The sequence below is a fragment of the Jiangella ureilytica genome (assembly GCF_004348545.1).
GTDB classification, from domain to species: domain Bacteria; phylum Actinomycetota; class Actinomycetes; order Jiangellales; family Jiangellaceae; genus Jiangella; species Jiangella ureilytica.
Genome location: NZ_SMKL01000005.1, coordinates 115,765 through 140,749, shown reverse-complemented (window position 1 = coordinate 140,749; position 24,985 = coordinate 115,765). Strand labels below are relative to the sequence as shown.

The 24,985-nt window shown below is 71.3% G+C and carries 17 protein-coding genes; 8 read left to right on the top strand and 9 right to left on the bottom strand.

Annotated features, from left to right (window positions below; translation table 11 throughout):
* Positions 1-282: 282 nt before the first annotated feature.
* A complete protein-coding gene (locus E1212_RS03680; RefSeq protein WP_131979258.1) occupies positions 283-3,372 on the top strand; it encodes a beta-L-arabinofuranosidase domain-containing protein in 3,090 nt (1,029 codons plus the stop codon).
* A 91-nt stretch (positions 3,373-3,463) separates the two neighbouring features.
* Complete coding sequence (locus E1212_RS03675; RefSeq protein ID WP_131979255.1) at positions 3,464-4,672, top strand: cytochrome P450; 1,209 nt, start codon at positions 3,464-3,466, stop codon at positions 4,670-4,672.
* Positions 4,673-4,705: 33 nt separating this feature from the next.
* Here the strand turns inward: E1212_RS03675 and E1212_RS03670 are convergent, their stop codons facing one another.
* From E1212_RS03670 to E1212_RS03660, 3 genes are all read right to left on the bottom strand, one after another.
* Positions 4,706-7,843: a family 43 glycosylhydrolase gene (locus E1212_RS03670; RefSeq protein ID WP_131979252.1), complete on the bottom strand. Its 3,138-nt coding sequence runs from the start codon at positions 7,841-7,843 to the stop codon at positions 4,706-4,708.
* Between the two features lie 91 nt (positions 7,844-7,934).
* The gene (locus tag E1212_RS03665) at positions 7,935-12,641 is read right to left on the bottom strand and encodes an Ig-like domain-containing protein (RefSeq protein WP_203416325.1); all 4,707 of its coding nucleotides are present in this window, start codon (positions 12,639-12,641) and stop codon (positions 7,935-7,937) included.
* A 193-nt stretch (positions 12,642-12,834) separates the two neighbouring features.
* Complete coding sequence (locus E1212_RS03660) at positions 12,835-13,860, bottom strand: LacI family DNA-binding transcriptional regulator (protein WP_131979249.1); 1,026 nt, start codon at positions 13,858-13,860, stop codon at positions 12,835-12,837.
* A gap of 288 nt (positions 13,861-14,148) precedes the next feature.
* Here E1212_RS03660 and E1212_RS03655 point away from each other — a divergent pair, with 288 nt between their 5' ends.
* From E1212_RS03655 to E1212_RS29880, 5 genes are all read left to right on the top strand, one after another.
* Positions 14,149-15,471, top strand: a complete 1,323-nt coding sequence (locus E1212_RS03655) for an ABC transporter substrate-binding protein (protein ID WP_131979246.1) — start codon at positions 14,149-14,151, stop codon at positions 15,469-15,471.
* 102 nt (positions 15,472-15,573) lie between these two features.
* A complete protein-coding gene (locus tag E1212_RS03650) occupies positions 15,574-16,515 on the top strand; it encodes a carbohydrate ABC transporter permease (protein WP_203416314.1) in 942 nt (313 codons plus the stop codon).
* Between the two features lie 10 nt (positions 16,516-16,525).
* The gene (locus E1212_RS03645; RefSeq protein ID WP_131979243.1) at positions 16,526-17,350 is read left to right on the top strand and encodes a carbohydrate ABC transporter permease; all 825 of its coding nucleotides are present in this window, start codon (positions 16,526-16,528) and stop codon (positions 17,348-17,350) included.
* Positions 17,351-17,415: 65 nt separating this feature from the next.
* Entirely contained in the window at positions 17,416-19,371 is a 1,956-nt protein-coding gene (locus E1212_RS03640) for a glycoside hydrolase family 127 protein (RefSeq protein WP_203416312.1), read from the top strand.
* Positions 19,372-19,380: 9 nt separating this feature from the next.
* Positions 19,381-20,061, top strand: coding sequence for an RraA family protein (locus tag E1212_RS29880; RefSeq protein ID WP_203416310.1), 681 nt, complete (start codon positions 19,381-19,383; stop codon positions 20,059-20,061).
* 45 nt (positions 20,062-20,106) lie between these two features.
* Here the strand turns inward: E1212_RS29880 and E1212_RS03635 are convergent, their stop codons facing one another.
* The 6 genes from E1212_RS03635 to E1212_RS03610 form a co-directional block, all read right to left on the bottom strand.
* Positions 20,107-20,553, bottom strand: coding sequence for a PTS sugar transporter subunit IIA (locus E1212_RS03635; protein ID WP_162605290.1), 447 nt, complete (start codon positions 20,551-20,553; stop codon positions 20,107-20,109).
* The gene (locus tag E1212_RS03630; RefSeq protein ID WP_131979240.1) at positions 20,550-20,858 is read right to left on the bottom strand and encodes a PTS sugar transporter subunit IIB; all 309 of its coding nucleotides are present in this window, start codon (positions 20,856-20,858) and stop codon (positions 20,550-20,552) included. The genes E1212_RS03635 and E1212_RS03630 overlap by 4 nt, the downstream gene beginning before the upstream one ends.
* Positions 20,859-20,866: 8 nt before the next feature.
* The gene (locus E1212_RS03625; RefSeq protein ID WP_131979237.1) at positions 20,867-22,321 is read right to left on the bottom strand and encodes a PTS ascorbate transporter subunit IIC; all 1,455 of its coding nucleotides are present in this window, start codon (positions 22,319-22,321) and stop codon (positions 20,867-20,869) included.
* A gap of 73 nt (positions 22,322-22,394) precedes the next feature.
* Positions 22,395-22,799: a pilus assembly protein CpaE gene (locus E1212_RS03620; protein ID WP_131979234.1), complete on the bottom strand. Its 405-nt coding sequence runs from the start codon at positions 22,797-22,799 to the stop codon at positions 22,395-22,397.
* A gap of 17 nt (positions 22,800-22,816) precedes the next feature.
* Positions 22,817-23,365 carry a TIGR03086 family metal-binding protein gene (locus tag E1212_RS03615; RefSeq protein WP_131979231.1) on the bottom strand — a complete coding sequence of 183 codons (549 nt, stop codon included), beginning with the start codon at positions 23,363-23,365 and terminating at the stop codon, positions 22,817-22,819.
* Between the two features lie 121 nt (positions 23,366-23,486).
* Entirely contained in the window at positions 23,487-24,299 is an 813-nt protein-coding gene (locus E1212_RS03610; RefSeq protein ID WP_131979228.1) for a helix-turn-helix domain-containing protein, read from the bottom strand.
* Between the two features lie 68 nt (positions 24,300-24,367).
* On the opposite strand from E1212_RS03610, the gene E1212_RS03605 reads away from it, so the two are divergent.
* Complete coding sequence (locus tag E1212_RS03605) at positions 24,368-24,871, top strand: DUF5931 domain-containing protein (RefSeq protein WP_131979225.1); 504 nt, start codon at positions 24,368-24,370, stop codon at positions 24,869-24,871.
* The last annotated feature ends 114 nt before the right edge of the window (positions 24,872-24,985 follow it).

Sequence of the window (24,985 nt, the reverse complement as noted above, 5' to 3'; positions counted from 1 at the left end):
GCCGGCGGCGGGCGGCCCCGCCGGAGCACACCGCTGGCTGCTCCCTCTTGTGAGGCCCACCACTTTCGTGTCAAATGTGGCATAGTACTTTCCGACCCGCCGGACCCAGTCTGGGTCGCCGTCTCTGACGCTCACCGGCCGGAAGACAACACAGGCCCGCCGCACCCGGGCAACGGTGCAAGAGGAGGGAGGCGACCGGCGGTCAATGTTACCGCTAACACACAGCCATCAGGGTCGTCACGACCACCCACAGTGCCGAGCTCGCAATGAAGGGAACGAAGCATGACCATCGAGAAGCCAGGCCTGAGCCGCCGCACGTTCGTGCGCGCATCCGCCATCGGCGCGGCCGCGGTCGCCACATCGCAGGCCATTCCGGGTGCCGCCGCCGCAGCGGCGGAGACCACGGGTACGGCCGCTGACGCGACGGCCGCGCCGTACGTCGGCGCGGGCAGCAACGCCCCGGTCCGGCCGTTCTGGCCGAACGACGTCCGGCTGGGGACGGGTCTGCTGCAGGAGAAGCGCGACCGCATGAAGGCGTTCCTGCAGACGTTCGACGAGCGTCGCTTCCTCGTGCTCTTCAACCAGCAGGCCGGCCGGCCGAACCCGCCCGGGGTGTCGAACCCCGGCGGCTGGGAGAACGGCGGCCTGCTGAGCGGCCACTGGGCCGGCCACTACCTGAGCGCCCTCGCCCAGGCCTACGCCGACGGCGGCGAGCAGGTCTTCAAGACCAAGCTCGACTGGATGGTCACCGAGCTGGCCGCCTGCCAGGCCGCCATCACCGCGCGCATGGAGAACCCGGGCGAGGAGCCGGAGGAGCCCGAGGAGCCGGTCATCGGTCGCGTGCCGGGCAAGTTCGGCAATGCCTTGCGGCTCAACGGCGACAGCGCCGCCCAGTACGTGCGGCTGCCCCAGGAGGCGGTCTCGCAGCTCACCGACTTCACGGTCGCGACCTGGGTGAACCTCGCCGCGGCGCAGAGCTGGAGCCGGATCTTCGACTTCGGCACCGGCACCACCGCCAACATGTTCCTGACCGCGCGGGCCAGCGGCAACCTCCCCCGCTTCGCCATCACGGTCAGCGGCAGCGGCGGCGAGCAGCAGATCAACGGCACGGCGCAGATCCCGACCGGCCAGTGGGTGCACCTCGCGGTCACCCTCGCCGACAACGTCGGCACGCTGTACGTCAACGGCGCGGTGGCCGGCACGAACTCGAACATGACGCTGAACCCGACCTCGCTGGGCGCGCCCGGCAACGTCTGGATCGGCCGGTCGCAGTACGGCGACCCGGTCCTCAACGGCAGCATCGACGAGTTCCACATCTTCGATCGCGCACTGAGCGTGGCCGAGATCCAGTCGCTGCAGACCTCCGCGGCGGGCAGCACCACCGGCGGCAACATCGCCTGGTACCGCGCCGACGAGACCGAGGGCCCCTCGCTGCTCGACGCCTCGCCCAACGGGCGCGCCGCCGGCATCGTCCCGGTGCCCAGCGGCAACCAGCCCCTGTGGAAGCCGGTCTACCCCGGCTACCTCGGCGCGATCCCGGAGGACGCCGTCATCCGCCTGGCGCCGCCGCGCTTCGCCGTCTACGGCAGCAACCTCGAGACGAACGTGTGGGCGCCCTGGTACACCCAGCACAAGATCATGCGCGGCCTGCTCGACGCGTACTACCTGGCCGGCAACCAGACCGCCCTCGAGGTCGTGACCAAGATGGCGAACTGGGCGCACCTGGCCCTCACCGTCGGCGACAAGAACCACCCGCAGTACACGGGCCCGATCACCCGCAGCGACCTCAACTACATGTGGGACACCTACATCGCGGGTGAGGCGGGCGGCGCGAACGAGATCTTCCCGGAGATCTACGCGCTGACCGGCGACGAGCAGCACCTCGAGACCGCCAAGCTCTTCGACAACCGCGAGTCGCTGTTCGACGCGGCCGTCGAGGACCGCGACATCCTCGTGGTGACGAACCCGAGTGAGATCGGCCGCCGACGTCCGGCCCGGCTGCACGTGAACATGCACGTGCCGAACTTCACCGGCTACATGCGGATCTTCGAGCAGACCGGCGAGCAGGACTACTTCGACGCCGCGAAGCACTTCTTCACCTGGATCGTCCCGCACCGCATGTTCAGCCACGGTGGCACCGGCGGCAACTTCCCCGGCTCGAACAACAACATCGAGATGTTCCAGAACCGGGACAACATCGCCAACGCCATCGCCCAGGGCGGCGCCGAGACCTGCTCGATCTACAACGTGTCCAAGCTGGCCCGGAACCTGTTCTTCCACACGCAGGACCCGGCCTACATGGACTACTACGAGCGGGCCATCTTCAACCAGATCGCCGGCTCGCGGGCGGACACCACGACCACCAGCAACCCGCAGGTGACCTACTTCCAGCCGCTGACGCCCGGTGCGAACCGGTCGTACGGCAACTCGGGCACCTGCTGTGGCGGCACGGGCGTCGAGAACCACACGAAGTACCAGGACACGGTGTACTTCAAGTCCGCCGACGGCTCGGCCCTCTGGGTCAACCTGTTCGTGTCGTCGACCGTGACGTGGGCGGAGAAGGGCCTCGTCGTCTCGCAGGAGACGGCGTTCCCGCGCCAGGACAGCACCCGGGTCACCATCCAGAGCGGCGGTGGCCTGTTCGACCTCAAGCTGCGCATCCCGGCCTGGGCGACGAAGGGCTACACGATCCGCGTCAACGGCCGTCCGGCCCCGATGCAGGCCGCCGACCCGGGCACCTACGCGACGATCCGCCGCACCTGGCGTCCGGGTGACGTCGTCGACGTCACGCTGCCATTCAGCATCCGGATCGAGCGGGCCATCGACCGGCCGGACACCCAGTCGATCATGTGGGGCCCGCTGCTCATGCCGATCCTGGGCAACCCGGGCGGCGGCACCTACCGGCAGCTGACGCTCTACCCGCACCTCAAGCTGGACGGCGACTACTCGAGGACGGCCATCACGTCGGCCGGCCGGAGCGCCGCAGGCGACCAGCTGTTCACGACGCACGGGTTCAACCTGCGCCCGTGGTACGTCGGCGACACGCAGGCGCACTCGGCGTACTTCCGTCGCGTGGAGCCGCAGATCGTCTTCGGCAGCATCGACACCGGCATCGCGAACGTGAAGCGCAACGACGGGTTGCCGAAGTACGACGTCCCGGTCGCCGGCATCCCGCAGCCGGGCACCGACGGCCTGACGTTCCTCGACGTCGTGTGGGACAACGCGCCGTTCAAGAACCACGGCGCGTTCGTCTCGGCGGTCGCCAGGACCGCCGACGAGTTCGTCGGCCTCGGCCTGCTGACCGAGGACCAGAAGGACACGCTCGTCTCGACCGCCGCCAGCCCGGCCGTGCGGGCCGAGCTCGCGGTCTGACGCACCACCCAAGGGAGCCCCTCCGTCCGGCCGAGCGCCGGGCGGAGGGGCTCCCCCGTACTCTTTGGACGACCTCACCGAAGGCGGTTCAGTGACTGACGAGTTCGGGCCCATGGAGCTGTGGGAGCCGCAGACACGCCGCGATCCGCACGCGTTCTACGCCCGGGTGCGCGCCGCCGGCCGGCCTGTCCCGCAGTACGACCCCGCCGGCAACCGGTTCTGGATCGTCGCCCGCCACGCCGACGTCCTCGAGGGCCTGCAGCACCCGGACATCGGCCACGAGGTGCACCGCCACCAGGAGCGCGACGTGTCGCCCTGGGACGAGCCGAGCCCGACCGAGCACATCTCGTCGCGCCAGCTCATCGCGCTCGACCCGCCCGACCACACCCGGCTGCGGCGCCTCGTCAGCACCGCCTTCACCGCCCGCACCGTCGCCCGCATGGAGCAGTGGATCGCCGGCGTGGCGGCCGACCTCGTCGCGCACGCCCGCGGGCTGGGCCGCTTCGACGCCGTCACCGACCTGGCCGACCCGCTGCCCGTCAACGTCATCGCGCAGCTCGTGGGCGTGCCCGACGAGGACCGGCCCCGGTTCCGCGAGTGGTCGGCGGTCATCGTGTCCGCGTCGGACTGGGACGGCTCGGCCACGCTGGCGTTCGCCGGCTACATCGACGAGCTGGCCGCGCGCCGCCGCGTGGAGCCGCGGGACGACCTGCTCTCGGGGCTCGTGGCCCTCGAGGCCGAGGGCGACGCCCTCGACCGCAACGAGCTGGTCGCCATGGTGCAGCTGCTGCTGATCGCCGGCCAGGAGACCACCGTCGACGTCATCGCCAATGCGATCCGGCTGCTGCTCACCCACCCGGACCAGTGGGCCGACCTGCGCGCCGACCCGGCCCTGGCGAGCGCCGTCGTCGAGGAGGCGCTGCGCTTCCGCGGGCCGGTCGAGATCGTGCCGCCCCGGTTCACGTTCCGCGACATCACGCTCGCCGGCGACACGATCCCCGCGTTCGAGCGGGTCGGGCTGTCGCTGTGGGGCGCGAACCGCGACCCCGAGGTCTTCTCGAACCCCGACGTGTTCGACATCCACCGCGCCGACGTCGCCCAGCACATCGCCTTCGGGTACGGCATCCACTTCTGCCTGGGCGCGTCCCTGGGCCGGCTCGAGGCCCGCCTCATGCTCGAGGCGGTGGCCCGCGAGCTGCCGGACCTGCGCCTCGCCGACGGCGCCGGCGAGGCCGAGGACGTCCGCCTGCACCACGGCGGCGTGCTCCCCTTACAGGCCGGGCCGGCTCCGTCCAGCTGATCTGGACGGAACCGGCCCGGCTGGTGTGGGATATCAGCCGCACGTAGCGGCGTCGTAGTCGGCGTAGACCTCGGTCACCACCTCCTCACCGTCGACGACTCCCGTGGCTCTGACCGTCACGTCGCCGAAGGGCACCCGGGACGTGCGCGCGGCGAGGGACTGGTCGACCACCACGCCCGGTGCGACGTCGCGGAACGAGCGGACGCCGTAGGCGGTCTCGATCCGGAGGTCGACGGGGGCGTCATGGTCGTTGGTGACCCGCACGTCCAGGAACCCCGTGCGGCCGAGGCAGCGGGTCTGCGCCGTGGCGCTCACCGGCACCCTGGGCAGGCCCGGGTCGTCCGCGAAGACCCGCCACTCCGTCGCCGCGACCGCGGAGAACGTGGTGCCGTTGCCGCTCGCGGAGATCGACGCGCGCAGCCGGTCGGTGGTCACCGGCGCGAACGTCACCGTGTTGAAGGCGGTCGAGCTGGTGCCGTACGCCGACGGGTTCGGCACGTCGACCCAGCCGGCGCCGTCCCAGTACTGCAGGACCCAGGTCTGCGGCTCGGCCACGCCCTCGCCCGTCCCCTGCGGCTGGTCGCGCCAGAACTTGATCTCGGCGCCGGTCAGCCGGATCGGCCGCGACCACGTGTACTGGGCCCACTGGGTCGCGGGCCGCGTGCCGGACCAGGTGCCCCAGATCTGCGCCTGGCTGGGGTTGGCCGGGTCGAGACCGTCGTTGAGGGCGCCGACGGCGTTCCAGCCGGCCGTGTAGGACGCGGTCGCCGTGCCCAGCGGTGCGACGTTGCCGGTCAGCGGCCCGGAGATGTCGGCGGGAATCACCGCCGACCGGGTCGTCTCGACGTTGCCGGCGACGTCGGTCGCGCGGAAGAACACCTGGTGCCGCTGGGTGTCCGGCGCCTTGACCGGGCGGCCGGTGTAGAGCGTCCAGGCCCCGCCCGTGCCGATGGCGTACTCGATGCGCGCGAGGCCGGACGTGGCATCGGTCGCAACGATCGCCACGGACCGGCGTGCCTGGTCGACGGTCCCCGTGCTGACCGGGGCGACCCGGTCGATCCGCACCGCGAGGCTCGCCGCGTCGGAGGTGTTGCCGGCGCGGTCCGTGGCCGTCGCCACCACGGTGTGCTGGCCGTCGCCCGCCACGGTCACGTCGGTGTAGCGCACCGGCCCGGCGACGACCGGTGTGCCGCCGTCGACCGCCGACTCGATGGTGACCCGGCCGCCGCGGTCGTCGGCGCCGGCGATGCGCACCCGCACGTCGGACCGGTACCAGCCCGCGCTGCCCGCGCTGCCGCTCGGGCTCAGCGTCACCGTCGGCGCCGTCTCGTCGCCCTCGGTGTCGCCCGGGTCGATGACGGTGACGGTGGCCGTGAGCCGTCCGCCCGCGTAGCCGAGGACGGAGCCCTCGACCGTGAACGTGCCGGGCGCGGCCACGTCCGCCGGCTCCACGGCATCCCAGAACGCCGGGATCTGCAGCGTCTCGCCCGACGACTGGAACGTCACCGGCACCGTGCCGGGCAGCTCCGTCTCGTCGACCTCGACGGTCATCGCCGGCGGCGTGACCGACGCGGGCTGCTCGGCCAGGACCTTCCACTCCTCCACCGCGACGGCGGAGTACGTCTGGCCGTTGGTCGAGCCGTTGAACGTGGCCCGCACCTGCGTGGTGGTGACCGGGTCGAAGGTCGTGTTCTGGAAGCCGCTGGTGCCGGTGCCGTAGCCGCTCGGGTTCGGCACGTCGCGCCACTGGCCGTCGCCGGTCGCGTCCCAGTACTGGATCTTCCACGAGGCCGGCGCCGCGACGCCGACGCCGGTGCCCTGCGGCTGGTCGTTCCAGAACTCGATCTGCGAGCCGGTCAGCCGCACCGGCCGGTCCCAGGTGTACTGGGCCCACTGCTGCGGCGGGTTGTTGCCGGTCCAGGTGCCCCACATGTCCGGCGGCAGCGGGTTGGGCCGCACGATCTCGTCGTTGAGCGCCTTCACCCAGTACTGCGTCGGCACCGGCGTGTTCGAGACCGTGACCGTGGCCTCCTGGGCGACGTTCGCGCGCGGAGTGACGTCCTTGACCTTCGCCGGCGTCGTGACGACCGGCGTGATGCGGGCCGGGGTCTGGGTGTCGTCCCACTCGAGGCGGTCGATGGCGACCGAGCGGCGGAAGTGGTTGCCGCCCACGGCGTCGGCCGTGTGGTAGGCCAGCCACCACTGCCCGTCGAACTCGAGGATGCCCGGGTGGCTGGTCGTCGACGAGACCGGGGCGAGGATCCGGCCGCGGTACGTCCACGGCCCGGTGGGTGACGTGGCCGTGCCGTAGGCGATGCAGGCGTGGTAGTTGGCCGGCGTGCACGGCGACGTCGGGCCGGCGTTGTTGCCGGCGTAGGCCATGTAGTAGACGCCGTTGCGCTTGAAGATCCACGCGGCCTCGAAGAAGCCGGTGAGCCCGCTGACGCTGCGGACCGAGCCGATGGGAGTCTTCATGTCCTGCTGCAGCTCGAGCATGCGCAGGTTGCCGAAGCTGCCCCAGTAGACGTAGACGCGCTGGTTCGGCGCCTCGCCGTCGACGAGGATCGTCGGGTCGATGTTGTGGATGGTGTTCGCCGTCGGCACCCGCTGCGAGATGATCGGCGCGCCGACGTGGTCGGTCCACGGACCGGTGGGGGTGTCCGAGACCGCGACGCCGATGCCGAACTTGTCGCTGGCGGGGCTCGCGGCCTCGTGGACGGGGACGTACCAGTAGTAGCGGCCGTCCACGCCGCGCACGACCTGACCGGCGTAGGCGCGGCCCGGGGTGGCCCAGCTGAAGACCTGCTCGGGGCGCATGAGCGACGGGTGGTGTGTCCACTCGCCGGCGTCGACGTCCGACGTCACGAAGGCGCCCCACTCGTTCATGATGAAGTCGTTGCGCGTCGGGCCGGCCTCGTCGTGGCCGGTGAAGATGTAGAGCTGGTCCTCGCCGGTCGCGTTGCCCGGCGTGCCGGCGGGCACCACGATGGGTGCGGGGTCGGCCGAGTAGTAGCTGCCGTCGCCCAGGATCGGGTTCTCGGTGTTGGTGAAGGTGTACGGATCGGCCGCGGCCGCCGGGGCGACGGGACCGAGCAGGGAGGCGGCGAGCGCTGCGGCGACGGCAGCCGGCCCACTGCGGGAGAGCCGGCTGCGGCGTCGGGTGCTGGTCATGGGTGTCTCCTGACGTTTCGGGGATCGGCCAGGGGCCCTCGGGGCGCAGGATTTGCGCCCCGAGGGCTGAGAGGGTGGTGCCGGCCGGTGCCTACCCGCAGGTGGTCGCCGGGTACTGCTGCACCACTCGTGCCGTCCTGCCGTTGGCGTCGATGCCGGTGACCGTCACCTGGCCGGCGGCGATGCTCGCCTGCTTGGTGGCGAACATGTGGGACGCGGCGGAGCCGGGCTCGATGCCGTCCAGCTGCCGGGAGCCGTACGGCGTCTGCAGCGTCATGTCGAGCTCGACCGCCTCGCCGTTCGTCGCCCGGACCTCGATGACGGCTCGCCGCCCGAGGCACCGTGCCTGGCTGGTCACCGTGACCACAGGCGGCGTGCCGCCGTCACCCACCGTCAGCAGGAGCGTCGTGGACGTGGTGCCCGCGTCGCCCACGTAGTCGGGCAGGATCAGGTCGCCGGTGATCGTGTAGGTGCCCGGGGTGTTGACGACGGCCGGGTTGAAGTCCCAGTCCACGCCGATCGCCTGGTTGTCGCGCGAGCCGTCGTTGTAGGACACCTCGACCTTCGTCGGCAGGTGCGGCAGCTCGCCCACGTCGACGGACTGCTCGAACTGCTCGGCGCCCTGGATCGAGATGCCGCCCGGCGAGTTCTCCGGCCGCACGTAGATCCGCGCCTCGGCGATGAGCCCGTACGTCGTGTTCGTGCCGTAGACCACGAACGGGTCGACGTTGGCCTCGGCCACCATCTCCGGCGTGATCTCCTGCCAGGTGAACGGCAGGGACCCCCGCGGACCGCTCGAGTACTCGACGTCGAGCGTGGCCGGCAGCGTCGGGACCTCACCGACCACCGTCCGCATGAGCACCGGCTGATCCACCTCGCTGATCGTGTCGCCGTTGGCCCGCCACCGCAGCACACCCGTCCCGGCGCCGCTGCCCTGCACCCCGAAGATCCGGATGCGCAGATGGCTCGTGGTGACGGGCTCGAAGTCGAGGTGGTTGTAGGCGTTGCGGGTCAGCGCACCGGCGTAGGTCGAGCTGCCGGTGAGCGTCACGGGCGTCCAGGTCTGGCCGTCCGTGGAGTGCTCGACGACATAGGTGTCGGGCCGCGGCATCCGGGTGCCGCCGTTGTCGTCGTACCAATAGATGTCCGTCGACCCGAGGAGCACCGGGGAGTTCCAGGAGTACCGGATCCAGGCCGTGGTGGCCGGGCTGGTGCCGTTGGCCGGCTGACCCCACGAACCCCAGCCGTTGCCGGCACCGGGGCTGGAGCTGGCCGGCGTGGTCGACTCGTTGACCCGCAGCGGGTTCTCCCACGGAGCGCTGCCGCTCGTGGTGATGGTGGCCAGCGCGCCGAACTCGGCGGACGTCGCCTTCTCGGTCAGCTGCACCTCGACGTCGCGCTGCGTGGTCAGCTCGCCGTCCGACGCCGTCAGCCGGAACACGTAGGTCCCCGCGATGGTGCCGGTGACCGACGTGCTGAGGGCGTCGTCGTCGCCGAAGATCACCCCGGCGCCGTCCGGCTTCGAGACGGTCGACCAGCCGTAGGTCAGCTCGCCGGTGTCCGGGATGCCGTCGTCGGTGATCGCGCCGATGAGGTTCGTCGACAGGTTGCCGTCGCGCGACCGGTCGACGGTGACCGTCACCGTCGGCGGGTCGTTGACCACGTCCGGCACCTCGCGGCCGGAGTCGAAGACCTGGATCTCCGAGATCGCGGTGTAGAAGGACGGGGTGTTCGTGAAGGCCACCCGCACCCGGTCGGTCGTGACGGCGTCGAAGAGCGCCTCGTTGAACTTGGCACCGGGGATCTTCGGCGACTTGTAGGCGTCGGGCACGGTGACCCAGCCGCCGTTGCCGTCCGGGATCTGGATCGTGTAGCGCTGCGGCTCGCGGTAGCCGCCGGCCTGGCGGTCGCTGACGAACCAGACCTTGATGTTGTCGAACCGGGTGGGCTCCCCGAAATCGAGCTCGACGTGGCCGCCGGGCTCCGTGGTGCCGTAGTTGCCCCAGTACGGCTCGTTGACGGTGACGCCGTCGGTCACGGCCTCGAGCGTGACCGGGCGCTCGGTGACGTCGATCGCGCCAGGGGTCGAGTTCCGCGAGCCGGACCAGCCAGGCGTGTGGAACTGCCGCCACGGCGTGGGTCGGACGCCCTGCTGGGTGAACGACGACGACAGCTCGGCACCGTCGGCCAGGTTCGGCGCGTCCTCGGCGAGGTCGATACCGGCCGTGCGCAGGTACGACGCGACCCGCTCGTCCTCGATGGCGGTGTCGACCGCCGTGGGCAGCTCGGCGCCCTCGGCGGAGGCGACGGTGACCGTCAGGCCCTCGTCGGACTCGACGACCTCGTTGGAGTTCGGGTCGTAGACGAACCGGCCCAGCGCGTCGGCGGTGGCCTTCTTCTGACCGTCGACGAACAGCGAGTAGCCCGCGCCCAGGCCGTAGTGCGACCCGTCCTCGTCCCAGACGATCGTGACGTCCTTGCCGTGGTAGCGCAGGTTGTTGACCATGAAATGGTCGTAGCCGAGATCGATCGGCCACAGCTCGATCTTGTCGTCGGACCGGGGCTGGATGCCGCCCACGTCCTCGACGTAGATGTAGTTCATGTTGCCGAGCATGATGTGGTTCTGGTTGTTGCGGTTGTAGGTGCGCGTCGTCGGGTTCCAGTTCGAGTAGTACTCGGCCTGGTTGGCCACGCGGGCGTCACCGTTGGGGTAGATGCTCCACGCCATCCAGTTCAGCAGCCGCGCGGCGTACTCCGGCGTGACGTACTTCTGCTCCGGGTCGTAGTGCCGCAACGCCGACCGGACGGCGCGGTACTGGACCGTGAAGTTGATGTTGGAGAAGTTGTTCGACCCGCCGATCCCGAACTTGGTCCGGTCGTACTGGTTGGCCGTGTAGAACGGGAAGATCGGGAAGTTGTCGCCGTAGCGCAGGAACCGGTAACCGTCCACGTAGGTCTCGTGGTCGTCGAACGGGATGAGGTTCTGGGCGTAGATGTCGTAGAGGTTCGACTCCTTCGCCGGGATGAGGTCGCGCTCGGCCTCGGTGAGCGGGTTCTGGCTGCCGCCCGAACGCGCCCCGTGCGAGGTGCCGGCGAGGAACATCCGCATCTCCTGGCTCCACAGCCGGCCCAGGATCGAGTCGCGGATGTCGTCGGCCGTGCCGCCCATCTCCTCGACCTTCGCCGGGTCCGCCCCGGCCATCGCGTAGAGCTGGCGGGCCGCGTCGAACGCGCCCCACACGTACGCCGACTCCGGCCGCTCGATCGTCTGCGCGCCGGGGGCACCGGCGTTCACCTTCGGGTAGCCGAACGTGATCGCGTCGGCGTCGTTGCCCGGCATGTAGTTGGTGTCGTAGGCGATGAGGTCGTCGTCGTTGCCGTCGTAGTGCTCGAGCTGGCCCTTGCCGTCCCACTCGAAGTAGTGGGCGAACCGCTCCGCGATCTCCTCGCCGCCGCCGTGCACGTTGTAGGCCTCGAGGCCCGCCGTGCCCAGGTACTGCGAGTAGTGGTTGTTCCAGCTGGTGTGGCCGGGGCTGTCGAGGAACGCCGACGAGCCGGAGAGCTCACCGATGTTCATGATCTGCCCATAGGCGAGGTACGGGTTGCGGATCCACTTCGTGTCCTGCAGGTGCATCGGCTGCGTGAGCGCGACGGCGTTCTGGTACAGGTTCACGCCCTCGATGGTGGTCGGGTACTGGTAGACGTAGCCCGGCTCGTTCGCGTCGAGGCTGTTGTAGCGCTCGCCCCACCAGCGGTAGACGATCGCCTTCTCGACGCCGGCACTCGGGACGTCGATGTAGGGGATGTCGGCCGCCCAGCGCCGGTTGAACTCGGTGATCGCGGTACGCGCGGCCTCGGCCGGCGGCAGCGCCGCATAGTCGTAGAAGCTGGTCCGCGAGTCCGGCAGGGCGTCGGAGTACAGCACACCGACGACGGACAGGTCGACGGAGCCGCCTGCCGGCACGGTGACCTCACGGTCGAGGTTCGTGCCGTTGCGCGTGAAGCCCGCCGCCTTGAGCCCGATCGTCACCCGCGACCATGGGGTGTCGATGAGGCCGTTGTTGGCGCCACTGGTCAGCGTCCGGGTGCCGGTCAGCTCGTCGCTCGCCGACGTCGACGTCGTCGCGAGCGGTGCGGCCGCCCGGACGGTGAACGTCACGGGCGCGGCGCCCGGGTTGCTGAACGTCAGCGCGGTGACGGCGACGTTGTCGTACGTGATGAACTTGGTCTGCTCCGCGACCACGCCCGTGCTGCCGACGGTGTAGCGGCCCTTCGCGTGGCTCGGGGCGTTCCACCGCTCGGCGCCGACCTCGGCCACGGTCTGGCCCGGCACGGTGACCGTGTAGAAGTTGCCCAGGTTGTTCGGCCCGCCGGCGTACGCGCTGCCGGCGAAGCCCATGGTGCCGAACTGGCTGCCGCCGCGCATGTAGAGCGTGCGACCGCGGGTCTGCAGGACGTTGTTGCCGGCGGTGCCCCGGACCCCGAGGATGCGGTCGAGGTAGTAGTCGGTGCCGCCGGCGGCGAGGTCCTTCTCGAAGATCGACTGATGCATGCTGCCGGCGGTGTAGGGCACCCCCGGCTCGAGCGCGGCCGCCACCTGGTCCTCGTTGAGGTACGTCGGCTCGCCGATGTCCATCGTGTCGGTCAGGCCGTTGGTGTACAGCCCGACGTCGCTCTCGTTGCCCGGCAGGACGTGGGAGTCCGCGTAGGCGACGCTCGGTAACAGCACGAGGCCGCCGCAGACCATCGCGCCGCTGGCCGCGGCCGCGATGGCACTTCTGAATGTTCGTCCCGACATCACCGTGTCCTCTCCATCGGGGAACTGGGGTGGAACAGGGCACTCGGCCCAGGATCTGTGAACGCTCACAACATTGGTCGGATCATGTGTCTCGCGGTGCGTCGCATCAGCACGGGCTCAGCGGATCACCCCTTCACGACTGTTAGCGCTAACAACGGCGTGGCCGGTATCTCTCGTCGAACGTCGTCGCCTGTCATCCGGGGACCGTCGAGCCACGGATCACCACGCGGGTGTCCAGTGCCTCGACCCCGGATCGCGGCTCGCCGTCGATGGCGGCGAACAGGCGCTGCGCCGCCACGCGACCGAGACGCTCGAAGTTCATGTCGACGCTGGTCAGGGTCGGCCGGGCGCCATTGGTGAAGATCTCCCAGTTGTCGAAGCCCATGACCGCGACGTCGTCGGGCACGGTGCGCCCGTGCTCCCGCAGCGCGTCCATGACGCCGCGAGCCACCTGGTCGCTCCCGCAGAGGATCGCGTCGAGCTCGGGGTGCTGGCCGAGCAGCATGGACGCCGCCGCACGGCCCCAGCTCTCGGTCCACGACCCGAACCGCACCTCGCCGACCAGCGACAGGCCATGGTCGGCGAGCGCGGCCAGCGCCCCCTCGGCGCGCTCCTGCGAGGCGCCGTACGTGGGGTCGCCGGTGATGTGGGCGATGCGCGAGCGCCCGGTCGAGACGAGGTGGTCGACCGCGCTGCGGCCGGCGCCGACGTTGTCGACCACGATGGACAGGTCTTCGGGATCCTCGGACGGCGCATAGGCATAGACGACCGGGACGGACAGCTCGCGGCCCAGCGACGGCCGCGGGTCGGTGCGGCTGCCCACGACGATGAGGCCGTCGACCCGGCGGCTGAGCAGCGCCTGGACGTGGTGCTTCTCGCGGATGGCGTCACCGCGGGCGTCGCACAGGAAGACGGCCACGCTGTCGGCGCCGAACGCGTCCTCGGCTCCCATGAGGATCGGGATCGAGAACCGGCCCTCGAGGTCGTTCGTGAGCAGCCCGACGGTGCCGGTGCGGTCGGCCAGCAGGCTGCGGGCCAGCTCGTTCGGTGAGAACGAGAGCTGCTCGGCCGCCTCGACGACGCGCGCGCGGGTTTCGGCGCGCACCTGCTTGCGGCCGTTGAGTGCCTTGGACGCGGTGGCGACCGAGACCCCGGCCAGGCGGGCGACGTCGTTCAACGTCACCTTGCGCGAGACCGGCGACGGCACTTCGGGTTTCATGCTCTGGGTGCCTCCGATGCGACATTTCGGCTCACTGTACCGGCGTGTCCCGAAACTGCCTAGAGGTGTTTTCAAGTTTTCATAACGAGCCTGCCGCACTGTCGTTTCAGTTCGGTGAATTCGCATGCCAGGGAGGGTTGACGCGAGGAAGTCGAGTCCCTACGGTTCGCAGAAAGCCTTTTCGGCACTTTCGTACTCGCGCGGCCAGAGCACTCGTATCGCGGCCCGCCGACCCGGTGCCGGCACGGAGGCATTCCCATCACATTCGGTCCCACCGGGAGACGGACGATGCGACGTAGTACCAGGACACGGGCGACGACGGCCGTGACCGCTGCTGTGCTGGCGCTCGTGGTGAGCGCTTGCGGCGGTGACGACGGCGGCGACGACACCGACACCACAGGCGGCGACAGCAGCGATGGCGCCGACGAGGCCTCCCTCGCCGAGGGGGTCGACGACGGCAGCACCATCACCATGTGGACCCGGGCGGCCACCGAGGCGCAGTCACAGCGCCTCGTCGACGCCTACAACGCCAGCCACGAGAACCAGGTCGAGCTGACGGTCATCCCTACCGACGACTACCTGCCGCGCGTCGGCACGGCGGCGGGCGCGGGCGAGCTGCCCGACGTACTGAGCCTCGACGTCGTGTTCGTGCCGCAGTTCACCACGGCCGGCGCGTACCTCGACATCACCGACCGCATCGACGCGCTGCCGTTCGCCGACGACCTCGCGCAGTCGCACATCGAGGTCGGTACGCAGGACGGCGCCAAGTACGTCGTGCCGCACACCATGGACCTGTCGGTCCTCTTCTACAACAAGGACCTGTACACGCAGGCCGGCCTCGACCCTGAGGCGCCGCCCACCACCATGGAGGAGTTCGCCGAGCACGCCCGCGCCATCGACGCGCTGGGCGGCGACGTCAGCGGCACGTTCTTCGGCGGCAACTGCGGCGGCTGCTACGTGTTCACCTGGTGGCCGAGCATCTGGGCCAGCGGCGCCGAGGTCATGAACGAGGACGGCACCGAGTCGTTCCTGGCCGAGCCCGAGGCGCAGGCCGTCTACGACATCTGGAAGGGCCTGGTCGACGACGACATCGTCGCGGCGGGCACGCAGGACGAGGCCGGCCCGACGTGGACCGGCGTCTTCCCCGAGGGCAACATCGGCGTCATGCCGATGCCGTCCACCACGCTCGGCCTCATGCCCGACACCTTCGAGACCGGCGTCGCGCCGATCCCGGGCGTCGGCGGCGGCGAGTCCACGTTCGTCGGCGGTGACGCCGTCGGCATCTCCAGCAACAGCGAGATCCCCGACGCGGCCTGGAACTTCATCGCCTGGACGCTGGGCGACGAGGCCCAGGTCGAGGTGCTGGCGCAGAACCGCGACGTCGTGGCCCGCACCGACCTCGCGTCGAACCAGTACTCCGATCAGGACCCGCGCCTGGTGACCATCAACGAGGTCGCCGGTGTCGGCCGCACGCCGTACTCGATGCGCTTCGGCGAGACGTTCAACGACCCGCAGGGGCCGTGGCTGCCGCTGGTCCGCAACTACGTGTTCGGTGACGGCACGACGCTGGACCAGGACAACGAGGCGGTCGACGCGTCACTGCAGAGCTAGGCGCGGTGGCGGGGCCGCGCAGCACCGTCCGCAGCCGGCCCCGCCACTCCGTCCCGCCCGACCGCAGCCCGACGCCGTCGACCGAAGAGGAAGGACCGTCGCTTGGCCAGCCCCGTCCTGCAGGAGCACGACGCCCTGCCGGCGCACCAGACCACGAGCTCCCGGGTGTGGTGGCGCACACGGACGTTCCAGGGAGCGATGTACGCGGCGCCGGCCGCCCTCTTCGTCCTGCTGTTCTTCGTCCTGCCGCTGCTGCTGGTGGGGCAGATGTCGGCCAGCGAGTGGCCGCTGCTCCAGGGCGGCCAGGGCATCAACCTCCCCGACAACTACGCCGGCATCGCCGACGACCGGCTGTTCTGGCCGGCGGTCGGGTTCACGCTGAAGTACACCGTCATCGTCGTGGTGGTCCTGCTCGTGCTGTCGATGGCGATGGCGCTGCTGGTGCAGGGCCGCCGCCGCGGCATCGGGCTGCTGCGCACGGCGTACTTCCTGCCGGTGTCGCTCGGCCTGGCGTCGGCGTCGCTGCTGTTCTGGGGGTTCTACAGCCCGCAGATCGGCCCCATCGACCCGGTGCTGCAGTGGCTGGGCCTCACCGACGAGCCGATCCGCTGGATCGGGACGCCGAACATGGCGCTGTTCTCGTCGATCGTCCTGGTGGTCTGGAAGTTCGCCGGATTCTTCATGCTCATCCTCATGGTCGGGCTGCAGTCGATCCCGAACGAGGTGTACGAGGCCGCGAAGGTCGACGGCGCCAGCAAGGTGCAGTCCTTCTTCCGCATCACGCTGCCCCTGCTGCGCCCGTCGATCGCGCTCTGCCTGATCATCTCCGTCACCGGCTCGCTGCTGGCGTTCGACCAGTTCTTCATCCTGACCAACGGCGGTCCGGACAACTCGACCACCACCGTGGTGATGATGATCTACCGCGAGGCGTTCCGCCGGTTCGACCTCGGCTCGGCCGCAGCGCTGTCCGTGGTCGTGCTGCTGGTGCTCCTCCTGATCAACATCGCCCAGTTCCGCTACCTGCGCCGCGGCGCGGACGACTGAGGGGCGACCGATGAGACTGCAACAGGCCATCGGCCGCACGTCGTTCTGGGTGTTCGGCGGCGGGCTGGCGATCATGTTCCTGATCCCGCTGATCTGGACCGCCGTCGCGTCGGTGTCGCCGCACGGCGCCACGGCGCAGCAAGAGGGCTACGGCTTCGCCAACTACCGCACGCTGACCGAGTACGACGCCGGCCTGCCCACCTACCTGTGGAACAGCGCGTACGTCTCGATCCTCACGGTGATCTTCACGCTGGGGCTGTCGCTGCTGGGCGGCTACGCGTTCGCCCGGTTCCGCTTCCCCGGTCGCGACCTGCTGTTCCTGCTGATCATCGCGATCCTCATGGTCCCGTACGCGACGCTGCTGGTGCCGCTGTGGGTGCTGATGGGCGAGATCGGGCTGCGGAACTCGCTGTTCGGCCTGGCGCTCGTGCTGACGCTGTACCAGCTGCCGTTCTCGATGTTCATGATGCGCATCTCCTTCGAGGCGGTGCCGCGCGAGATCGAGGAGTCCGCGCTGGTCGATGGCTGCGGCACGTTCGGCGTGCTGCGCCGGGTGCTGGTGTTCGCCGTCTGGCCGGGCATGATCACCGTCGGGCTGTTCGCGTTCCTGCACGCCTGGAACGACTTCATCGCGCCACTGTTCATGATCAACGACAGCTCGCGCTACCCGCTGTCGCTGGCCATCGCGACGCTGCGGCAGCAGACCATGGGCGCCGTCGACTTCGGCGCCACCCAGGCCGGCGTCGTGATCATGGCGCTGCCCTGCCTGATCCTGTTCGTCCTCCTGCAACGGCACTACGTGCGCGGCTTCATGTCCGGAGCACTGAAGGGATGAGAGACGCGACCCCGCCTCTCTCCCGTCCCGCCGTCCCACCGACCCCTCCTGGAGGTGAATGCATCGTGCCCGCCGACCTGACCGCCGATGCCGGAACCCGCGACGACTCCGGCGGCCGGCCCGTGGTGCCGAGCACCGGCCGGCTGCGCCCGCTCGGACTGCGCGAGGTGCGCATCACCGGAGGCTTCTGGGGCCGCCGCCAGACCGTCAATGCCTCGGCCACGCTGGAGCACAACCTCGGCTGGGAGCGCCGGGTCGGCTGGATCGACAACTTCGCCGCCACCGTCGAGGGCCGGGTCGGCAGCGACCGCCGCGGCCGCGAGTTCTCCGACTCCGACGTCTACAAGCTGATCGAGGGCATGGCCTGGGAGGTCGCCCGCACCGGCGACACGTTCGCCGCGGAGTCGATCGCCGAGCTGTCGAAGGTCATCGAGCGAGCACAGGAGTCCGACGGCTACCTCAGCACGGCCTTCGGCCATCCCGGACAGGGCGCACGCTACTCCGACCTCGAGTGGGGGCACGAGCTCTACTGCTACGGCCACCTCATCCAGGCCGGCGTCGCGCTGCTGCGCACGGGCATCGACAGCCCGCTCACCGACGTCGCGCTGCGGGCCGCCGACCACGTCTGCGCCACCTTCGGGCCCGACGGCAACCAGGGCTTCTGCGGTCACCCCGTCATCGAGATGGCGCTGGTCGAGCTGTACCGGGTCACGGGCGAGCGGCGCTACCTCGACCAGGCGAGGCTGTTCGTCGACCGCCGCGGCCATGGCACGCTGGCCGACATCGAGTTCGGCCGCGCCTACTTCCAGGACGACGTGCCGATCCGCGAGGCCGACGCGTTCCACGGGCATGCCGTCCGCGCCCTCTATCTCGCCGCGGGCGCCGTCGACGTGGCCGTCGAGACCGGCGACGACGAGCTGCTGGCCGCCGTCGTGCGGCAGTGGGAGGCAACGGTCGCGAGGCGCACCTACATCACCGGCGGCATGGGCTCGCGGCACATGGACGAGGCGTTCGGCGAGGACTTCTTCCTGCCGCCGGACCGCGCCTACTCCGAGACCTGCGCCGCGGTGGCGTCGGTGATGCTGGCGTGGCGGCTGCTGCTCGCCACCGGCGACCCGCGCTACGCCGACCTCGCCGAGCGCACGCTCTTCAACGTCATCGCGACCTCGCCCGCCGACGACGGCCGGTCCTTCTTCTACGTCAACACGCTGCACCGCCGCCAGGTCGGCCCGCTGCCGGCGACCGACCGGCACCACCCGCGGGCGGAGTCGGCCGTCCGGGCGCCCTGGTTCGACGTGTCGTGCTGCCCCAACAACCTGGCCCGCACGTTCGCCAGCCTGGCCGCCTACCTCGTCACCGCCGACGACGACGGCCTGCAGGTGCACCAGTACGCCGACGCCGACGTGTCGACGCGCCTCGGCGACGGCCGGCCCGCCGGCGTCGCCATGCGCACCGGCTACCCGGCCGACGGCGCCGTCGTCCTGCGTGTCACGGAGACGTCCGAGGTCCCGTGGACCCTGTCCGTGCGGGTTCCCGCATGGGCCGGCGACGGCGCCGTCCTCGTCGAGCCGGACGGCACCCGCCGTCGCGTCGGCCCCGGCGTCGCGACGGTGACCGCCGCGTTCGCCGTCGGCGACGAGCTCCGGCTCGAGCTGCCCCTGGAACCGCGCTGGGTCCGCGCCGACCCCCGCATCGACGCGCTCCGCGGCACCGTCGCCGCCGAGCGCGGCCCGCTGGTGCTGTGCGCGGAGTCCACCGACCTGCCGGCCGGCCGCGACGTCGCCGCGGTCCGGGTCGACCCGGCGGCCCCACTCGCCCCCGACGGCGACGGCTCGGTCCTCGCCGTCGGGGCGCTGGCCGACGACGGTGACGGCACCTGGCCGTACGCGCCGGACTCCGGCGCGGGCGGCGGCACCACGCCGGCGCCGATCCGGCTGGTCCCGTACCACTCCTGGGCCTCCCGCGGCCCCTCGACGATGCGGGTCTGGCTGCCGGCCGTGGAGTCCGGCCGGGACCTCTAGAGTCGGAGGATGTTCGAGAATCTGACGACCGCCCACCTGGCCGACGCGTGCCTGCGGGCGGGGGTGCCGGTGCGGTGCGCGCCGCTGCCTCCGGTGAGCCCCGGTCTGCGGGCGGCTGGGCGGGCGCTGCCCTGCGTGCACGTCGGCAGCGTCGACGTGTTCCTCGAGGCGTACGAGTCGGCCGGCCCCGGTGACGTGCTGGTGGTCGACAACGGCGGCCGGCGCGACGAGGCGTGCGTCGGCGACCTCGCGGTGCTCGAGGCGCGCGCGGCCGGGCTGTCCGGCGTCGTCATCTGGGGCCTGCACCGCGACACCGCCGACATCCTGGCCATCGGGCTGCCGGTGTTCAGCCTCGGCGCGCTGCCCACCGGCCCGCAGCGGCTCGACCCGCGGCCGGCCGACGGCGGACTGGTGCGGGCCGCGGTGGCCGGGTTCGAGGTCACCCGCTCCGACGCCGTCCTGGCCGACGACGACGGGGTGGTCGCGGTGCCGTGGGACCGGGCCGAGGAGCTCACCGAGCTGGCCGCGGCGATCCGCGACACCGAGCGCAGGCAGGCCGACCTCGTCCGGTCCGGCACGACGCTGCGCGACCAGCTGCGCTTCGGCGACTACCTCGACCGGCGCCGCGCCGAGCCCGACCACACCTTCCGCGACCACCTGCGTGCCATCGGCGGCGCCATCGAGGAGTAGCGCCCGCTCACCTCACCCCCGACGGCGCTTCGCCGGGGTGGCGCGTCAGCGGACGGCGCTCAGCGCCCGCACCGCGGTGGCCTGGTCCGGCGCCAAGCGGAGCTGGTCGGCCAGTCCTGCCAGCAGATGCTCGGCCAGGTTCTGCAGGAGCGCCAGGTGGGCGGCGTCGTCGGGTGAGCCGAACGCCAGCACGACGTCGACCGGGTCGTTCTGGTCGTGGCCGAACTCGACCGGCGCCGACAGCACGGCCGCCGACAGGCAGAGCCGCAGCACGCCGTCCTCGGGCCGGGCGTGCGCCAGCGCGATGCCGGGCGCCAGCACCATGTACGGCCCGTGCTCCTCGGCGATCGCGATGCAGCGCTCCGGGTACCGCGGCTCCAGTGCGCCGGAGCTGACCAACGGGGCACAGGCGGCGTGCACCGCGCCGCGCCAGTCGGCCGCCCGGACGTCGACCACGGCGTCGACGACCGGATCGGCGCCGGCGTGGGTCACGACAGCCAGCCCTGCGCCCGCAGCGCCTCGTCGAGCTGGCGGCGCAGCCCGTCGACGTCCATGAAGTTGCTGATGGCGAGCACCACCGGCGCCACCGAGCCGAGGTCGTCGGCGTGCAGGCCCTGGGCGATGGCGACGTCGGCCTTCATGCCGCGCGCCGACGACACGTCGGTGTGCTCGACCTTCGCCTCGACGCCGAGCGACTTGAGGGCCTTCTCGGCGTTCATTTTCAGGATCAGGCTGCTGCCCATGCCGACGCCGCAGACGGTCAGGACTGTCAGCGGGCGGTTCGGTGCTGGCGACATCGGGGGACTCACCGCTCTCTCGAGGCTTCTTCGTCGGACGGCTCGGGCTCCGGCTCGGGCTCCGCCTCCGACTCTGCCAGGGTCTCGTCGTCGCGGCGCTGCAGACGCTTGAGAAGCCACGTCCAGACACCGAAGATCACCACGACGACGAGGCCGACCAGCAGCACGGCGTTGTCGCCGAACCCGGAGAACAGCTCGCCGAGGCCGAGCAGCAGCAGGATGACCAGGTACCAGTCGGGGTCGGCCAGCGTGGCCAGCTCGGGCGCGGTGTCGGACAGCAGGCTCCAGCCGAGCCACTGGCCGAAGGCCAGCGAGATGCCGGTGACGACCCCGGCCAGCGTGGCGCCGCGCCAGCCGCCGAACGCGTTGCCGAACACCGCCGCGCCGGCGCCCACGAAGAACAACATGATCATCGGGGGCACCAGGACGAACCAGCCGGCCGCCGCGAACACGCCCATGAGCACGAGGAACGTCGCCGTCGTCGAGACGAACCCGAGCATGACGGCGCTCGGCGCGACCGGGAAGATCGTGGGGGCGTCGAGGGCCGGCCGCGAGCCCGGAATGGCCTTCTCGCTGATGCCGGTGAACGCCGGCACGATCTCGGCCAGAAACATCCGCACGCCGTAGAGCAGGATCGCGATGCCGGCGGCGAACCGCAGCGCGGCGACGACGCCCCACACCCACGGGTTGATCTCCGGGTCGTACGCGGCGGCCTGCTCGTCGACCACGCCGCCGTCGGCGAAGGCCAGCCCGACCAGCATGATCAGGCCGATGACGACCGCCGTCGACACCGTGACGTCCTTGAAGAACGACAGCCGCTTCGGCAGCCGCACCTGCTCGACGTCGTGCTTCTGCGGGTCGCCCACCAGGGGCGCGAGCCGCCCGCTCAGCCACGCGACGGACGAGCTCGTGTGCCCGTAGCCCCAGTCGTCGGAGGAGATGACCCGGCGCATCATCGGCGCGATGAACAGCGGCTGCACCGTCCAGTAGCAGCCGGCCACGGCCGAGCCGACCAGCACGAGCTGCCACCGGTCGAGCTCGCCGAAGACCTGCACCAGCGACGCCGTGATGACGACCGCCATCCAGAACAGCAGATGCCCGGTCAGGTAGACGTAACGGGTCTTGAGCACCCGGACCAGCACCAGATGCACCACGAAGCCCAGCGTGATGACCAGCGCCACGTCGCTGCCGTGCGTGCCGAGGAACTCGTCGAGCGTGTTGTTCGACGACGGCGGGTCGAGGCCGACGGCGCTGGCGACGATCGCCTGGAACGACGCCAGCCCGGCGACGAACACGTCGACGCCGATGAACAGGATGATGATGCCGATGGTGGCCCTGATGGCGCCGCCCACGACGTCCTCGACCGGCTTGCGCTGCAGCAGCAGGCCGATGGCCGTGATGGCGCCGATGAGGATCGAGACCTCGTTGAAGAGGTTGATGGCGATGAACTCGAGAACGTCCACGACTCGTGTCTCCCCGAAATCGGCGTTTCGACACCCCCCGTTTGGTTGGGTGAGACTCTACGTCAGCGGAGCCTCAGGCGCCGGTCGCGAGATGCAGCAGCGCCTTGCCGTAGGCCTCTTCGGCCTGCTCGTCGTCGAGCTCGACCCGGCGCCCGGCCACGTCGAGGGTGACCCGGAACCCGTCGCCGGAGCGGTCGAGGCGGACGAACGCGCCGCCGAGCAGCTCGCGCAGCCGGGACTCGCCGGGCAGCCAGAGCGCGGCGTCCTGCTCGACGCTGTCCAGCGCCCACTCGACGGTGCCGTTGAAGCCGAGCACCCGGCCACCGGACGGGAACTCGTGCACGTCGACGACCATGTGGCTGACCACGAAGACCTCGTCGTCCATGCCGCGGTCGGCGATGACGAAGCGGTCGCCTGGCTGGGGCTCCCAGCGCAGGCCCGCCTCGCGCAGCTTGCGGGCCAGCTCGAGGGAGATCATGCCTCCATTGTCCGCCTTCAGCGACGGCGGCCGAGCAGCCCCAGGAGCTTGGTCTGGTCGTCGGCGTCGTCGGGCACCGGGACCTCGGGGCCGCAGACACCGGGCCGGCGCAGGTTGTCGCCGAGGGCGCGGACCATGGGCAGCAGCTCCTCGACGTCCTCGGCCGGGATGGTGTCGTCGAGGCCGGCGCCGCGGGCGATGTCCCAGCCGTGCACCACGAGGTCGAAGCCGAGGAACTGGTCGGCCGTCGCGGCCACCGTCGTCGGGCCGAACATGCCCTCGTACGGGGTGTTCGCACGCTCGGGGTCGTCGAGCAGCTCCTGCATGGCGTCGCGGGTGTGCCGCCAGGCCGCGACGGGGTCGTCGGCGGCCGAGGGCCCCTGGGGCAGTGTCAGCTCGCCGAGCTTCGCGACGCCGTGGTGCCAGTCGACCAGGTGCGCGACGACGTCGCGCGTGGTCCAGCCCTCGCATGGCGACGGCGACTCCCAGCGGTCGTCCGGGACGGACTCGATGCGGCGGGTCAGCGTGGCGGCCAGCCGCCGGTAGCGGTCAGCGATGTCGGTCATGCCTCCACCCTGACGCGGCCGCGGGCGGCGGCGCTTGTACCGATCGGACATCGAGCCGTCAGCCCGGACCGCGTGGTGCCGCCCGACGTGGAGGTGCGGGCGGACGGCGGCAGCGTGCGGCTCACGCCGCAGCCGGTGTCGTGGACCGCGGCGCGGCTGACGCGCCGCCCGCGGGGTCGACCACCGAGCCGGGGCCGTGCCAGTCGGGCGCCTGGCCGGCCAGCAGTTCGCTGGGCGTGCGGGAGGCGATGCGGCGGCAGTCGTGGGAGAGGTGCGCCTGGTCGCTGTAGCCGGCCAGATGCGCGAGCTCGGCCAGCCCGAGCGCGGCGTTGCCCGGGGCGCGGGCCAGCGCCATGAACCGCTGCAGCCGCAGGATGACCCTCAGCATGGAGGGCGGATAGCCGAACGCGGCCCGGCTGCGCCGCTGCAGGTGCCGGTCGGTGAGCCCGGCGGCGTCGGCGAGCTCGGCGATGCTGCTGTTGCGCCGGCTGAGCACCCGCACTGTCCAGGACGCCAGCGGGTCGGGGCCGCCGGCGTCGCCCAGCCAGTGCCGGGCGGCCGCCGTCAGGAGCGCCAGCCGCGCGTCGGCGGTGCCGGCGTCGGTGACCTCGCGCGCCAGGGCCCGCGCGCCGGGGCCGAGGACGTCGTCGAGCCCGACCCGGGTGTCGAGCAGCACATGCGCCGGGGTGTTCAGCACGCCGGGCGCGACGCCGGGCCGGAACCGGACCCCGACGGCCTCGGTGCCCGGCGGCGTGGTGACCGGCCAGGCCGCGGTCTCGGGGCCACACACGACGACCCGGCCGTCGGCCAGCCACATGACGTCGATGCAGCCGTCGGGCACCAGCACCTCGACGCCGTCGACCTGCGCCGTCCAGCCGCAGACCAGCGCGTCGCGCAGCTCGGGCGCGACCGCCACGGGCCGGTACCAGGACATGGGACGAGCCTAGGCGGCGGCACCGACAGACCGGGCGAAACGTCCGGACCGCTCACGACGATGACGCCGTGGGCGCCGCGCTGCCGGGGTACGAGGAGCAGTGGTGGCGCGCGCTCGCGGTGTTCCGCACGTTCTCGGTGCTCTATGCGGCCGCCCTCTACGCCTTCGCTCTCGACGACTACCGGCACGTGACGGCCGCCTGGCTGGTGCTGGCCGGGCTCGGGCTCTGGACGGCGCTGACGTTCGCCTGGTACCGCCGGCCGGGAGCCCGGCGCTGGCCGCTGCTCACCGTCGACCTGCTGGTCGCGGCCGCCGCCATCGTCGCCACCCGTCCGCTGCAGCTGGAGGCCGCCGTCGAGCGGGGCGCCCAGACGCTGCCCGTCTTCTGGGTGGTCGCGCCGGTCATCGGCTGGGCGCTGGTGTACGGCTGGGTGGCCGCGCTGCCCTCGTCGGCGGTCATCGGGCTGGCCAACGTGGCCGAGCGGGGCGCCGTCACGCCGCCGCTGCTGCACAACACCGCGCTGGTGCTGATCGCCGGCGCGACGGCGACCAGCAGGAGGACGCCGCGCTGACGAAGCGGCTGGACCAGGCCCGCGTGGACAAGCTGATCGCCGAGCACGACCCGTTCCGCGAACCCGTCTGAATCGTGGCGGACGGGGAATCACGACACGCCTATGGGGTCGTCT

Bases quoted from the DNA above. Each gene is read 5' to 3' on its own strand.
- E1212_RS03660 (WP_131979249.1), bottom strand. From the start codon at position 13,860: ATGAAACCCGAAGTGCCGTCGCCGGTCTCGCGCAAGGTGACGTTGAAC.
- E1212_RS03610 (WP_131979228.1), bottom strand. From the start codon at position 24,299: ATGTCCTGGTACCGGCCCGTGGCGGTCGCGCCCGAGCTGCGCGACGCG.
- E1212_RS03630 (WP_131979240.1), bottom strand. From the start codon at position 20,858: ATGTCGCCAGCACCGAACCGCCCGCTGACAGTCCTGACCGTCTGCGGC.
- E1212_RS03680 (WP_131979258.1), top strand. From the start codon at position 283: ATGACCATCGAGAAGCCAGGCCTGAGCCGCCGCACGTTCGTGCGCGCA.
- E1212_RS03665 (WP_203416325.1), bottom strand. From the start codon at position 12,641: ATGTCGGGACGAACATTCAGAAGTGCCATCGCGGCCGCGGCCAGCGGC.
- E1212_RS03620 (WP_131979234.1), bottom strand. From the start codon at position 22,799: ATGATCTCCCTCGAGCTGGCCCGCAAGCTGCGCGAGGCGGGCCTGCGC.
- E1212_RS29880 (WP_203416310.1), top strand. From the start codon at position 19,381: ATGTTCGAGAATCTGACGACCGCCCACCTGGCCGACGCGTGCCTGCGG.
- E1212_RS03655 (WP_131979246.1), top strand. From the start codon at position 14,149: ATGCGACGTAGTACCAGGACACGGGCGACGACGGCCGTGACCGCTGCT.
- E1212_RS03670 (WP_131979252.1), bottom strand. From the start codon at position 7,843: ATGACCAGCACCCGACGCCGCAGCCGGCTCTCCCGCAGTGGGCCGGCT.
- E1212_RS03645 (WP_131979243.1), top strand. From the start codon at position 16,526: ATGAGACTGCAACAGGCCATCGGCCGCACGTCGTTCTGGGTGTTCGGC.
- E1212_RS03615 (WP_131979231.1), bottom strand. From the start codon at position 23,365: ATGACCGACATCGCTGACCGCTACCGGCGGCTGGCCGCCACGCTGACC.